Consider the following 12,447-nt stretch of genomic DNA (forward strand, 5'->3'; position numbering starts at 1 on the left):
TGCTCCCGGGAGTACGCGCCGAAGGCCCCATCCATGGGGCCTCAGCGCTTGACGGGCATCCATGCCCGTCACCTCCCTCCGCATGCCCTTCGCTCGGCCTACTGAAGTCGCAATCTGTGTCGCCTGAGCTATCGCGCGCTTAGAAGCAAAATCAAAAGCGGAGCGAGAGCGAGAGCGAGAGCGAGAGCGAGAGCGAGATACAGCTTCGCAGTTATTGCCCGAATGCACGCCCCAAACCACCAGGAACCCCGCTGCTGTCAGTCTCCTGCCAAGGCCCATTCGGGCTCAGCGACCAGCTCCAGCCGTTGTCAAACCGGTAATAGGTACGCTGCCGGTAAAAGGTATTCGGCTGCTTCTCCAGCACGTAGACACCCAGTTTCGGGTCCCAGTGGCTAGCCCCGCCAGGCGGTGGCGCAAAGCTGGCCGACGTACGCGGCATGGGCTTGGGAATCGCCGCCGGCTTGCTCGGCTGAGTGGACGGCTGCCCGCCCGGCAGGGGCTTGACCACCGGCCCCTGCGGCGGCACCCGCTCGATCGGTGGTTCGGGCTGTTCATACGGCTGCTGCACCGTACACGCAGACAAACCCAAGGCCAGGGTGATCAGGGTCAGGCGGACGGTGCTGTGCATGGCATTCTTCTCTTACGGGTCGGGGCTGTCGATGGTCAGGTGCTGCATGGCCTGGGTCGCGCTCGGCAGTGGCGTACCTTGACCGATCCATTCACCATGGGTCGGCTGGCCCGCACGCGAAACACGTGCAACCAGTTGGACTTCGGCAAAGTCGGACAGTTTCATCTGCGGCATCATCGCATCCGCATCCGACAATTCCACCTCGATCGGCAACTGCGCCACCGTTACCCGCTTGGCCGCCAGCGGCATCGGCGGCCCCTTGCTGGCACGGGCGAAGATGAACACCGTATCGTCTGGTTTGACCTTGTCCTGCAACGCCGCCGCCAGCTCCACTCGCACCTTCAGGCGCGCCGCCAACGGCGCAGGCTCGCCAGCCCCAGCTGGCGCCCCGCCCAAACGCTCGGCAGCACGGTCAATACCGCCCTGCAGGGCCGCACGCGAAGCATCACCTTCCGGCAATTGCGCCAACAGGCGCTTCCAGTAATCGATGGCTTCCTGGTAACGCTCCCCCTCGAAGGCCGCGATACCGCGCAGGCCCAGGCTGGTGACTTCATTGGGGTCGGCCTTCAGCGCTTCGTCAGTCAGGCCCTGGACCTGCGGGCTCCACTGCTTGTCAGCAGCAAAATACAACGCCTGCGCCCACTGCCCCAACAGCTCTGGCTGGCGACCGGCCAAGGCCACGGCACGTTCGAAGGTACGTGCCGCATCAGCCGGGCGCTGCTCGGCCATGTAGGCACGGCCCAGGAAGTACAGGGCCTCGGCCGAATCAGGCTGGGCCTGCACCACGCGCTCCAACCGCGCGGTCATTTCTTCCATCGACTTCGGCGCCTGGGCAAACTCCTGGGTCAGCTCCACCTTGTCGGCTGCACCAAAATGCAGGTAAAGCCCCAACGCCATCAGTGGCACCAATACCGCCGCCAGCAGCGGCAGGGCCTTGCCCAGATGACCTTGGCGCTGGGTGTCTGCACCCTCGGTATCGGCCAGCAGCTCGCGGGCGGCTTCGTCGCGGCCCTTGGTCATCTGCGCCTCGTCCAGTACACCGGCGGCCTGCTGGGCGGCCAGCTCGGCGACGCGTTCCTGGTACAGGGCCACGTTCAGGGCAGTACGGTCTTCTTCCGGCTGGCGACGACGGCCACGCAGGATCGGGATCAGCAAGAAGCTGAGGGCGGCGAGCAACAGCAGGCCCGCGCTAAGCCAGAATTCAATCATGGGTCTGTTCTTTTTCCAGCAGTTTGGCGAGACGCTCGCGTTCTTCGGCAGACAACTCGTTGGCGCCCTGCACGGCCGTGCCACGGCGCCGGCGGACAATCACCGCCAACACCACGAAACCACCGGCCAACAGGAGCCCCGGGCCGAACCACAGCAGCCAGGTACGCCCGCTGAGCGCCGGCTTGTAGCGCACGAAGTCGCCATAGCGGTCGACCATGAAATCAACAATCTGCTCGTTGTTCTTGCCCTCGCCAAGCATGCGGAAGATTTCCCGACGCAAGTCGGCAGCAATGGGGGCGTTGGAGTCGGCAATGTCCTGGTTCTGGCACTTGGGGCAGCGCAGTTCCTTGGTCAGTTGCTGGTAGCGCTCACGTTCAGCCTCGTCGCGGAACTGGTAGGTGTCGATGGCCGCCTTGGCCACACCGGCCAGGCCCATGCCCAGCACGGCAGCTGCCAGCCAGCGCCTCATGGCTTGGCCTCGTCAACCAGGCCCTGGTACAACGGTGCCAGCTGTTCACGCCAAACGCTGGCATCGACGATGCCCACATGCTTGTAACGGATGATGCCCTTGGCATCGATCAGGAAGGTTTCCGGCGCGCCGTACACGCCAAGGTCCAGCCCCAGGCTGCCCTGCTCGTCACGGATGTCCAGCTGGTACGGGTTGTGAAACTCGGCCAGCCACTTCTGCGCAGCGGCGTTGTCATCCTTGTAGTTGACCCCGTGGATTACCACCCCCTGCTGCGCCAACTGGTTTAGATACGGGTGCTCGACCTTGCACGACGGGCACCAGGTGGCCCACACGTTGACCAGTGCCGGGCGGCCCTGCAAGTCGGCCTGGGTCAAGGTCCGGTCGCCCTGGGTCGATGCCAGGGAAAACGCGGGGAACGCTTTACCGATCATTGCCGAAGGCAGCTCGTCGGGTTTGAGGAACAGCCCCTTGTAGAGGAACACCGCCACCAGCAGGAACACTGCCAGGGGGACTACCATGATCCAACGCTTCATGCAGCTGCTCCAGACACGCCCAGCGCATCACGCACCCGGGTCTTGACCTTGACGCGGTAGCGCCGGTCCAGGGCCGCCAGCAATCCGCCCAGGCCAGTCAACAGACCACCCAGCCAGATCCAGCGGACATAAGGCTTGATATGCACGCGCACCGCCCAGGCACCGTTTTCCAGCGGCTCGCCGAGGGCAACGTACAGGTCACGCGTGAAGCCGGCATCGATGCCGGCTTCGGTCATCATCGACTGCTGCACGGTGTACAGGCGTTTTTCCGGGTGCAGGGTGGTCACCTCACGGCCCTCACGGCTGACAACGATGGTGCCCTTGTCAGAGATGAAGTTCGGCCCCTCGAAGTGCCTGGCACCCTGGAACAGGAAGTGATACCCACCCAGCTCCACGCTTTCACCCGGGGCCATGCGCAGGTCGCGCTCGGCGCTGTTGTTACTCGAAAGCACAACACCCAGCGCACACACGGCCAGGCCCAGGTGCGCCAGCTGCATGCCCCAGTAGCTACGGCCCAGGCCCGGCAAGCCCTTGACCAGGCCCTTGTGGCGGGTCTTGTCGAAGATGTCGCGCAGGCCGCCGAGCACCACCCAGGCGGCCAGGGCGAAGGCGGTCAGCGTGGGCCAGTCGAAGTCGTCGACGATAAAGCCGGCCAGCGGCGCGAGGATCGCACTGCCGATCAGCACCGGCGTCATCATGCTGACCAACCATTTACCCGGCGTGTCCTTCCAGCGCACCACCACGCCAATGCTCAGCACCACCATCAGCAGCGCCATCAGCGGCAGGAACAAGGCGTCGAAGTACGGCGGGCCGACCGACAGCTTGGCCCCGGTCAGCGCGTCGAGCACCAGCGGGTACAAAGTGCCAAGCAGAATCATCGAGGCGGCCACCACCAGCACCAGGTTGTTGGCCAGCAACAGCGTTTCACGCGACCACAGGGCAAAGCCGACCTGGCTCTTGACCACCGGCGCGCGCAGGGCAAACAGCGTGAGCGAGCCACCCACCACGAACAGCAGGAAGATCAGGATGAAAATGCCCCGCGACGGGTCGGCGGCAAACGCGTGCACCGAGGTCAGCACGCCGGAGCGCACCAGGAAGGTACCCAGCAGGCTAAGCGAGAACGCGGCAATCGCCAGCAGTACGGTCCAGCTCTTGAACACCCCGCGCTTTTCGGTCACCGCCAGCGAGTGGATCAGCGCCGTACCCACCAGCCAGGGCATGAACGAGGCGTTTTCCACCGGGTCCCAGAACCACCAGCCCCCCCAGCCCAGCTCATAGTAGGCCCACCACGAACCGAGGGTGATGCCCACGCCAAGGAAGGCCCAGGCGACAATCGTCCACGGCCGCGACCAGCGCGCCCAGGCAGCGTCCAGCCGGCCGCCGAGCAAGGCGGCGATGGCGAAGGCGAAGGCTACCGAGAAGCCCACGTAGCCCATGTACAGCATCGGCGGGTGCACGATCAGGCCAAAGTCCTGCAACAGCGGGTTGAGGTCGCGGCCATCGGTCGGCACCTGCGGCAGCAGGCGCTGGAAGGGGTTGGAGGTGATGATCAGGAAGCTCAGGAAGCCCACGCTGATCATGCCCATCACCGCCAGCACCCGGGCCAGCATCACCTGCGGCAACTGCCGCGAGAACACCGACACGGCAAAGGTCCAGCCGCCGAGGATCAGCGCCCACAGCAGCAACGAGCCTTCGTGGGCGCCCCACACCGCGCTGAACTTGAAGTACCAGGGCAAGGCGCTGTTGGAATTGCTGGCAACGTAGGCGACCGAGAAGTTGTCGGTCATGAAGGCATGAGTCAGGCAGGCGAAGGCAAACGCCAGGAAGGCGAACTGCCCCCAGGCTGCCGGCCGTGCCAGGCTCATCCACAGGCTGTCGCCGCGCCAGGCGCCCAGCAACGGCACACTGGCCTGCACGGCGGCGAAGCAGATGGCCAGGATCATCGCCAACTGGCCCAGCTCGGGGATCACCAGTGCAGCATTCATGGCTTGGCCTCCCCGCCGGCAGCGGCCTGGCCGCTTTCCTTCAGCGCCTTGGTGACCTCGGGCGGCATGTATTTCTCGTCGTGTTTGGCCAGCACTTCATCAGCCACTACCACGCCTTCGGCATTGAGCTTGCCAAGGGCGACGATGCCCTGCCCTTCGCGGAACAGGTCGGGCAGGATGCCACGGTAGGTGATCGGCACCGACTTGTTGAAATCAGTGACCACGAAGCGCACATCCAGCGAGTCGGACGAACGCTGCACCGAGCCTTTCTCGACCATGCCGCCAGCGCGAATGCGCGTGTCCAGCGGCGCTTCGCCGTTGGCGATCTGGGTCGGTGTATAGAACAGGTTGATATTCTGCTGCAATGCGCTCAAGGCAAAGCCGACGGCAACCCCGACGCCGACCAGCAGGCCGACGATGAGCAACAGGCGTTTCTTGCGCTGCGGATTCACTGGTTGTTCTCCCGGCGCAAACGGCGCGCCTCTTCTTGCAAATAGCGACGGCGAGCCAGCAGTGGCGCACCGACATTCAGCGCCAGCACTGCCAGGCAGATGCCATAGGCCGACCACACGTACAAACCATGATGCCCCATGGCGAGAAAGTCACCGAAGGTGGCAAAGCTCATTGTGCGGCCCTCCGCCCCAGGCTGTTCAATACTTCGTCCCTGACCCAACTGGCGCGTGCTTCGCGCTTGAGTACTTCAAGGCGCATGCGCAGCAACAGCACCGCGCCGAAGAAACAGTAGAAACCCAATGCCGTGCACAACAGCGGCAGCCACATTTCGGCTGGCATTGCCGGCTTTTCGGTAAGGGTGAACGTGGCGCCCTGGTGCAGGGTGTTCCACCACTCCACCGAGTATTTGATGATCGGGATGTTCACCACGCCGACTATCGCCAGCACTGCGCAGGCCTTGGCCGCACTGTCACGATTACTGATCGCCTGGCCCAACGCAATGATGCCGAAGTACAGGAACAGCAGGATAAGCATGGACGTAAGGCGGGCATCCCATACCCACCAGCTGCCCCAGGTCGGCTTGCCCCAGATGGCACCGGTGACCAATGCCACGGCCGTCATCCAGGCGCCGATCGGCGCGGCACATTGCAGGGCGACGTCGGCCAGTTTCATCTTCCACACCAGCCCCACCACCCCGGCCACGGCCAACAGCACGTAGCAGGACTGCGCCAGCATCGCCGCCGGGACGTGGATATAGATGATGCGGAAGCTGTTGCCTTGTTGGTAATCCTGCGGGGCGAAAGCCAACCCCCAGGTAATGCCGACCAGCAACAGGATCACGGCGGCGCCGGCCAGCCACGGCAGCATGCGGCCGCTGATGGCATAGAACCATTTCGGGGAGCCCAGCTTGTGGAACCACGTCCAGCTTATTTTCATCAGGGTACATCCAGGGTATTTGCCGGGCTTGAGAGCCCGGGACTCGTTATTCGCCAACGCTGATCTTCAGGCCGGCCGCTATCGCAAAGGGTGCCAGGGTCACGGCCAGGGCCGTGAGGCTGGCGAGCCAGAGCAGGTGGCCGGTTGCCGGCATATTTTGCAACGCCGCCTGCAACGCACCACTGCCCAGGATCAATACAGGGATATACAACGGCAGAATCAGCAACGCCAGTAACAAACCACCACGCTTCAGACCGACTGTCAGCGCCGCGCCCACCGCGCCCAGCAGGCTCAATACCGGTGTGCCTAACAGCAGCGAGCCGAGCAGCACCGGCAGGCAATGGCTGGGCAGCCCCAGCATCAGTGCCAGCAGTGGCGCCAACAATACCAGTGCCAAGCCGGAAAAGATCCAGTGCGCCAGCACCTTGGCCAGCACCAGCAAGGCCAGCGGGTGCGGCGACAACACCCACTGCTCCAGCGAGCCGTCCTCGAAATCACTGCGAAACAGGCCATCCAGCGACAGCAGCACCGCCAGCAACGCGGCCACCCAGACCAACCCCGGCGATAAGGTTTGCAACAATTGGCTTTCCGGGCCGACCGCCAGCGGGAACATGGCCACGACGATGGCGAAGAACACCAGCGGGTTGGCCAGTTCGGCCGGGCGGCGGAACAACAGGCGCGCCTCGCGACGCAACAACAGGATGAATACGCTCATGCCGCCCATTGCCCCAGGTTCAGTTCACGGTAACCGGAGGGCTTGCGGTCCAGCGTGTGGTGGGTAGTCAGCACCACCGTGCCGCCCTGCTCGCAGTGGGCCGCCAGGTGCGCTTCGAGTTGTGCCACGCCCTGCTTGTCGAGGGCAGTGAACGGCTCGTCGAGGATCCACAGCGGCGGGCCGGCCAGGTGCAGCCGGGCGAGGGCCACGCGGCGCTGCTGGCCGGCCGACAGGGTATGGCACGGGACGTCTTCGAAACCGCGCAGGCCGACGGCCTCCAGCGCTGCCCAGATCGCCTCGCGGCTGGCCGGCTGATGCAGGGCGCACAGCCACGTGAGGTTTTCCTCAGCGGTAAGCAAGTCCTTGATGCCGGCGGCGTGGCCAATCCACAGCAGGACGCTGGCCAGGGCATGGCGCTGTTCTGCAAGTGGCTTGCCACCCAACAGGATCTGCCCGGCCGTCGGCTGCATCAGCCCGGCCAGCAGGCGCAACAGGCTGGTCTTGCCACTGCCGTTGGGGCCGCTGATCTGCAGCATGTCGCCGGCGCCCAGCTCGAAATCGAGCTGCTCGAACAGCAGGCGCCAGTCGCGCTCGCAGGCCAGGCCTGCGGCTTGGAGGTGAAGGGTCACGGTTTCGCCTTATCTTTTTAGGGCTTCAAAGCAGACAATACCGGCCTGAAGCCCGTGTGTCTCAAGTCGCCGCGCACGCTGCCGTTATACTGGCAACCACGGGCGCCCGGCATTATTACACGCGCCGCCGCGCTGCCAAGAGGCCGGGCTCGACAGGTTGTATACAATCATGACTGAAATCAATAGTCTCGGCGCACAAACCGCGATCAACAGCCAAGCCATCAAGGCCGGTATGACGGGCGAACTGCTGCGCCTGATCCAGCCTCAGCCCGGCCTGCTGGCCCCCGGCGAAACCGCGCAAGCCCAAGTCATATCGTTACGTCAGACCGGCCAGGACTTCCAACTGGTGCTACGGTTGATGCAAGCCAACGGCGTGCAGACCCAGCTTCAGGCCAGCGCCAGCCAGCCGTTGCCCCAAGGCAGCCAGATCACCGTCAGCCAGACCGAAAGCAATCGCCTGGCGATCATGCTGCAACAGGCCAGCGCCAGCCAGGTCGCCACCCTCACGCGGCTGGATACCAGCCAGGTGCCGGTCGGCACATTGCTGCAAGGCAAGGTCCTGACCAACCAGGCGCTCGCTCAGGCACCCGGTCAACCGGCCGTGTACCGAGCGCTGGTCAGCTTGCTCAACAGCGCCCAGGCCGGTTCGACACTGAGCATCGACAGCCCCCGTCCACTGGCCATTGGCAGCCTGCTCAGCGCACTGGTGCAGGGGGACCAGTCTTTGCGCTTCGTGCCGCTCAGCGGCCGACAGGATCAACTCACGATTGCCCAACAGTTGCTGACCCAGCAAAACCGTCAAGCCTCACTGCCCGGGCTGCTCACCGCCCTGCAACAGCTCACCCGCGACCCAGGCGCCGATGGCGACCTGCGCGCCAGCGCCGAACGTTTGCTGGCAGGCCTGCCGGACGCCCGACAACTGGGCGACGCCAAGGCAGTAGCACAGGCGCTGAACAACAGCGGCAGCTTTCTCGAAGCGAAACTGCTGAGTGGTTTCACCGCTAGCGTCGCCACCGACCTCAAGGCGCATTTGCTGCGGCTGATAGCCCAGGCCCCTGCCCTGCCGGCGAGTGCCACCAATCTCAGCCCCGCCAGCCTCGCCGTAACCATGCCGGCGCTGGCGCGCAGCGCACTGGGCATGCTCGAACGGGTCAGCCCCAAGCCGCAGCCGGGGGCATTTCCATTACCGTCGCGCCTGCTGGCCCTGGAGGACGAAGGTGACCTGCAACAGTTGCTGCGCTTGGCTGCTGCTGCCATTTCACGCTTGCAGAGCCACGCCATGAGCAGCCTGCAACAAACCGGCACGCTGGAAAACGGCAACCTGCAAACCACCTGGCAAACCGAAGTGCCGGTCCGCCACGGCCAGGACTTCATCCCGCTGCAAGTCAAACTGCAGCGCGAAGAAACCCCGCAGCAACAGGCCGACCGCCAACATGAAGCCCAAGAGCCGCGGCACGCCCTGTGGCGCATCGAGCTGGCCTTCGACCTGCCCCCGCTCGGCCCCCTGCAGGTACAGGCGCAACTGAGCCAGGGCCGCCTGAGCGGGCAACTATGGGCGGAACGCGAGCAGACCGCGCAGTTGATCGACACCCAGCTTGGCGCGCTGCGCGAGCGCCTGCTGGCGCAGGGCCTGGAAGTCGGCGACCTGGAGTGCCACCTGGGCATTCCGCCCCAGGGACCACGCACACGAATGGAACAACGCTGGGTGGACGAAACCGCATGACTGACACGACACCGCGCCAAGCCATCGCGCTGAACTATGACGGCCATCAGGCACCGACCCTCACCGCCAAGGGCGACGCGGAACTGGCCGAGGCCATCCTTGCGCTCGCCCGCGAACACGAAGTGCCGATCTACGAAAACGCCGAACTGGTGCGTCTGCTGGCGCGGCTGGAACTGGGCGATCAAATACCCGAGGCGCTGTACCTGACCATCGCCGAGATCATCGCCTTCGCCTGGCAACTGCGCGGCAAGGTTCCCGCCGGCTTCGATGATTCGACGCCTTCAGAGCGCGATATCACCGCACCATTACCCCTGCTGCCTGGCACTGGCCGGTAGCTATCTACCACCCATCAGCCCGCCATGCGCGCAACCTTGTCGGCCTCCCACGTACAAGGTGTACCGTCATGACCCACAGCAGAATCAACGCCAAAGGCGTGCAGTTCGTAGTAGACCATCTGGCCAACATCCCGCGCCCGGACCGTGAAGCCAATCGGTTGATCCGACAGTGGCTTGCCGGGCAAGGTGTGGAGATCGACCCCGATCGCATCGATGTGGTCACCCTGCACTATCGGCCCGATGAGCAAGGCTATGTCGCAGCGGTACAGCAAACCCAGAGCATGACCCAGGCGCTGCTGGGCAACTGGCAAGGGGAGTCCAACAACAACCTCATCGGTGCGCTGTTCGCCAACCCATGGGCTGGCACCTTCCCTCAAGGGCCATTGAAGCTGGTCGATCGCCTGCCAGCGCTGGGCTTTGGCCATCAGGGCGCCGCTTTCGAAGTGTACAACGGCCTGTTCCTGCGATCGGCTCCTGCCCGTTACGATGCTTCGACCCACGTTCAGGTACCGGCTGAAGCTTTCCAGCGGTTCATAGAAGCGCTGGACTTTCACCAGCCATTCAAAGCCATGCTCGACGCTTACTGGCAGGAGCATCAGGACAGTCACCGCCTGGCCAGCAAGCTCAATTTCATCGCCGCCTGCAACGCCCAGGTCAGCCAGGGGCGCCTGAGTGATGCCGCCAGGGAGCTGGCATGGCAAGCCGCCGGCATGATGCCGCAGCGCTTCAAGATACGGGTGAGCACGCTGAGCATCTATGGCTATGCGGCCACCGACCTGCTGTACATCAATGCCCCCCACAGCGATCTGACCCTGCTGTACATGCCAGGTAACAGCTCGCCCTTGCTCGAATTCGCCAGCGAGAACCTGCTCAAGGACTGGGTGGGCGATCAGTGCAAGGACCCCGCCCGACGCGAGGCACTCAAACAACACTTCAGGCTCGCCGACCGCCCTCAGGGCCTCGATTTCAGCGGCCTGGACACCGCGCTCGAGGGCCTTGGCGACTATCCGGACCGGCACCGGTTGCCACCTGAACATGGTTATTTCAACGATGATGGCGTCTGGCCCCCCAGAACCTACGTGAACTACAAACCTGGCAAGTACAACCCCAAACTGACCGGGGATATGTTCGCAGCCCTGACCGAGCGCCAGCGCCGGCGCAGCTACGACGATGCCGATTTTGTCATCACCACCGATAGCCAGGTTACCAAAGCCAAATGGCGAGGCTACCTCACCAATACGCTCAACCTGCTAGCGCCACTGTGCCTGGTGGTGCCGGGGCTGGCGCCACTGCTGGCGCTCGGTGGCATTGCCCAGTTGGGCCTGGGCCTGGATCAGGTGATCAACGGCCACAGCCTGAAAGCCAAACAGGACGGGGTGGGCGACATCGCCTGGGGGCTGTTCAACGCCGTACCGCTGGCAACGGAGGGCACAGCAGGCATCAAGGCCCTGTTCGAGTTCAAAAGCGATGGTTTTGTCATGCCGCGCGAGGTCAACGGGCAGCTCGGCTATCCGCTAAGCCCGAACAGTCCACCACGGCTTCCCGAGCCAGAAGGCGCAGAGTACTTCCACCACCACGAGCCGATTACACCGCTTGACGAAGGCGACCCGGCTGTTGCCGGCGCGGTGATACGCTTGCCACACTACGATGGCGAACTGGACGACCTGGAATGCAGCATCGAAACCTACAATGCACGCGTGGTCTATGACATGGAGCACGACGCATTCATCATCAAGGAAACCGTCAACGAGGTCGAGCCGCAAGCCTACATCGCAGTGCCTGGCAGCCGTGACCTTGTGGCGCTCGACAGGCAGCGCCCAGTCACCGACGCCATGCGCACCCGCACCTTGCGCGCGCTGGGTGTCGACCTGCCACTGCCAGTCACCATTCCGACACCGGCCCCGGACAGCGCCCCCATCCCCAAACTTATCTCCAGCCTCTGGGTCGGCGACAAAGTCATAAGCGAGCCATTGCTGGCCAACCTTGCCGCCAACGCCGCGCGCCTGAGCGACAGTGAATACAGCATGCGCCTGTTTCTGTCGAAGGCTTCGCCTACCGCCTACGAACAGAACGCAAGGCTATTGGCAGCCCGGGCGCCAGGGCTGCAGGTATTACCGCTTGAAGAGCAAGGCTTCTTCCGGGCCTTCCGCCAGAGCCGCTATTACGCGCAGTACGAGGCAGCGCTGGATGGCAACGGTGGCATCGCCACCAATTACGCGTCTGCGACCGATGTGCTGCGCTACCGGATGCTGCACCATGAGGGTGGGTTGTACATGGACGTGGACGACTTCCTGCTGCCGGACGGCAAGGGCGAAACGATCGATCAGGTCGAGCTGCGCACCCCACCCGATGGGCTGCTGCTGCCAACGCCGATGTCCAACGAGAAGATGAGCATGAATTGCCTGTACAACACCAGCCTCATTGGTAGCCACCCAGGCAACCCACTGCTGGATGCGATCTCCGATGAAATGCTCGCACGTTTCCAGACCCATGCATACTTCTACGAAAGCCGACCGAGCCTGGAACAGGACCCGAGCGGTTTCTATCGCTATGCCAACACGCTCAGCTACCTCACCGGGCCGGCACTGCTCACCGAAGTGGTCGATCGCCATCTACCCGGGTTGCGGACCCTGCGCCAGATCCTCAACCTGCACACCATGCCAAGCGTCAACACCTATCCATTCATCAACCCTTCGCAAGTCAATACAGCCCTGAAGCAACTGCTGCCCCTGAACCGATTCGCCGGCGTGGGCGGCAATCACTCCTGGGTTCGCAATTGAAATGAGCTGCGGGTACTGAACGGGCCTGGCGACACCTTTCAAATCGAGCGAC

General features: G+C 63.9%; 13 protein-coding genes. 3 read left to right on the forward strand and 10 right to left on the reverse strand.

The window, feature by feature from the left end; all coding sequences use genetic code 11:
• Window positions 1–211 precede the first annotated feature (211 nt).
• From DMX11_RS22865 to ccmA, 10 genes are read right to left on the reverse strand one after another with little or no spacing between them, the layout of a single operon-like run.
• Complete coding sequence (locus DMX11_RS22865; protein WP_110747167.1) at window positions 212–628, reverse strand: hypothetical protein; 417 nt, start codon at window positions 626–628, stop codon at window positions 212–214.
• 12 nt (window positions 629–640) lie between these two features.
• On the reverse strand, window positions 641–1,837 hold the full coding sequence (gene ccmI / locus DMX11_RS22870; protein ID WP_110747169.1) for a c-type cytochrome biogenesis protein CcmI: 1,197 nt from the start codon (window positions 1,835–1,837) through the stop codon (window positions 641–643).
• The gene (locus DMX11_RS22875; RefSeq protein ID WP_110747171.1) at window positions 1,830–2,306 is read right to left on the reverse strand and encodes a cytochrome c-type biogenesis protein; all 477 of its coding nucleotides are present in this window, start codon (window positions 2,304–2,306) and stop codon (window positions 1,830–1,832) included. Before DMX11_RS22875 ends, ccmI begins: the two co-directional genes overlap by 8 nt.
• A complete protein-coding gene (locus DMX11_RS22880) occupies window positions 2,303–2,839 on the reverse strand; it encodes a DsbE family thiol:disulfide interchange protein (RefSeq protein WP_110747173.1) in 537 nt (178 codons plus the stop codon). The genes DMX11_RS22875 and DMX11_RS22880 overlap by 4 nt, the downstream gene beginning before the upstream one ends.
• Complete coding sequence (locus DMX11_RS22885; RefSeq protein WP_177410782.1) at window positions 2,836–4,809, reverse strand: heme lyase CcmF/NrfE family subunit; 1,974 nt, start codon at window positions 4,807–4,809, stop codon at window positions 2,836–2,838. Before DMX11_RS22885 ends, DMX11_RS22880 begins: the two co-directional genes overlap by 4 nt.
• Before the next feature lie 11 nt (window positions 4,810–4,820).
• A complete protein-coding gene (gene ccmE / locus DMX11_RS22890) occupies window positions 4,821–5,276 on the reverse strand; it encodes a cytochrome c maturation protein CcmE (RefSeq protein WP_051100801.1) in 456 nt (151 codons plus the stop codon).
• Window positions 5,273–5,449, reverse strand: a complete 177-nt coding sequence (gene ccmD, locus DMX11_RS22895; RefSeq protein WP_003254380.1) for a heme exporter protein CcmD — start codon at window positions 5,447–5,449, stop codon at window positions 5,273–5,275. Before ccmD ends, ccmE begins: the two co-directional genes overlap by 4 nt.
• Complete coding sequence (locus tag DMX11_RS22900; RefSeq protein ID WP_110747177.1) at window positions 5,446–6,213, reverse strand: heme ABC transporter permease; 768 nt, start codon at window positions 6,211–6,213, stop codon at window positions 5,446–5,448. The genes ccmD and DMX11_RS22900 overlap by 4 nt, the downstream gene beginning before the upstream one ends.
• Before the next feature lie 46 nt (window positions 6,214–6,259).
• Entirely contained in the window at window positions 6,260–6,928 is a 669-nt protein-coding gene (gene ccmB, locus DMX11_RS22905) for a heme exporter protein CcmB (protein WP_012051653.1), read from the reverse strand.
• Window positions 6,925–7,557, reverse strand: a complete 633-nt coding sequence (gene ccmA / locus DMX11_RS22910; RefSeq protein ID WP_110747179.1) for a cytochrome c biogenesis heme-transporting ATPase CcmA — start codon at window positions 7,555–7,557, stop codon at window positions 6,925–6,927. Before ccmA ends, ccmB begins: the two co-directional genes overlap by 4 nt.
• Window positions 7,558–7,726: 169 nt before the next feature.
• Between ccmA and DMX11_RS22915 the strand changes: the two genes are divergently transcribed.
• The 3 genes from DMX11_RS22915 to DMX11_RS22925 all read left to right on the forward strand — a co-directional run bounded on the left by DMX11_RS22915 (window position 7,727) and on the right by DMX11_RS22925 (window position 12,395).
• Complete coding sequence (locus DMX11_RS22915) at window positions 7,727–9,280, forward strand: flagellar hook-length control protein FliK (protein WP_110747181.1); 1,554 nt, start codon at window positions 7,727–7,729, stop codon at window positions 9,278–9,280.
• Entirely contained in the window at window positions 9,277–9,615 is a 339-nt protein-coding gene (locus DMX11_RS22920; RefSeq protein WP_110747183.1) for an EscU/YscU/HrcU family type III secretion system export apparatus switch protein, read from the forward strand. The genes DMX11_RS22915 and DMX11_RS22920 overlap by 4 nt, the downstream gene beginning before the upstream one ends.
• A 68-nt stretch (window positions 9,616–9,683) precedes the next feature.
• Window positions 9,684–12,395, forward strand: a complete 2,712-nt coding sequence (locus DMX11_RS22925) for a dermonecrotic toxin domain-containing protein (protein ID WP_110747185.1) — start codon at window positions 9,684–9,686, stop codon at window positions 12,393–12,395.
• Window positions 12,396–12,447: the final 52 nt, after the last annotated feature.

Origin of the sequence: Pseudomonas sp. LB-090624, from assembly GCF_003205205.1 — a bacterium.
Lineage (GTDB): Bacteria > Pseudomonadota > Gammaproteobacteria > Pseudomonadales > Pseudomonadaceae > Aquipseudomonas.

Excerpts from the sequence above, each read along its gene's own strand:
- DMX11_RS22865 (WP_110747167.1), bottom strand. The coding sequence starts at position 628 with ATGCACAGCACCGTCCGCCTGACCCTGATCACCCTGGCCTTGGGTTTG.
- ccmI (WP_110747169.1), bottom strand. The coding sequence starts at position 1,837 with ATGATTGAATTCTGGCTTAGCGCGGGCCTGCTGTTGCTCGCCGCCCTC.
- DMX11_RS22875 (WP_110747171.1), bottom strand. The coding sequence starts at position 2,306 with ATGAGGCGCTGGCTGGCAGCTGCCGTGCTGGGCATGGGCCTGGCCGGT.
- DMX11_RS22880 (WP_110747173.1), bottom strand. The coding sequence starts at position 2,839 with ATGAAGCGTTGGATCATGGTAGTCCCCCTGGCAGTGTTCCTGCTGGTG.
- ccmD (WP_003254380.1), bottom strand. The coding sequence starts at position 5,449 with ATGAGCTTTGCCACCTTCGGTGACTTTCTCGCCATGGGGCATCATGGT.
- DMX11_RS22900 (WP_110747177.1), bottom strand. The coding sequence starts at position 6,213 with ATGAAAATAAGCTGGACGTGGTTCCACAAGCTGGGCTCCCCGAAATGG.
- ccmB (WP_012051653.1), bottom strand. The coding sequence starts at position 6,928 with ATGAGCGTATTCATCCTGTTGTTGCGTCGCGAGGCGCGCCTGTTGTTC.
- DMX11_RS22915 (WP_110747181.1), top strand. The coding sequence starts at position 7,727 with ATGACTGAAATCAATAGTCTCGGCGCACAAACCGCGATCAACAGCCAA.
- DMX11_RS22920 (WP_110747183.1), top strand. The coding sequence starts at position 9,277 with ATGACTGACACGACACCGCGCCAAGCCATCGCGCTGAACTATGACGGC.
- DMX11_RS22925 (WP_110747185.1), top strand. The coding sequence starts at position 9,684 with ATGACCCACAGCAGAATCAACGCCAAAGGCGTGCAGTTCGTAGTAGAC.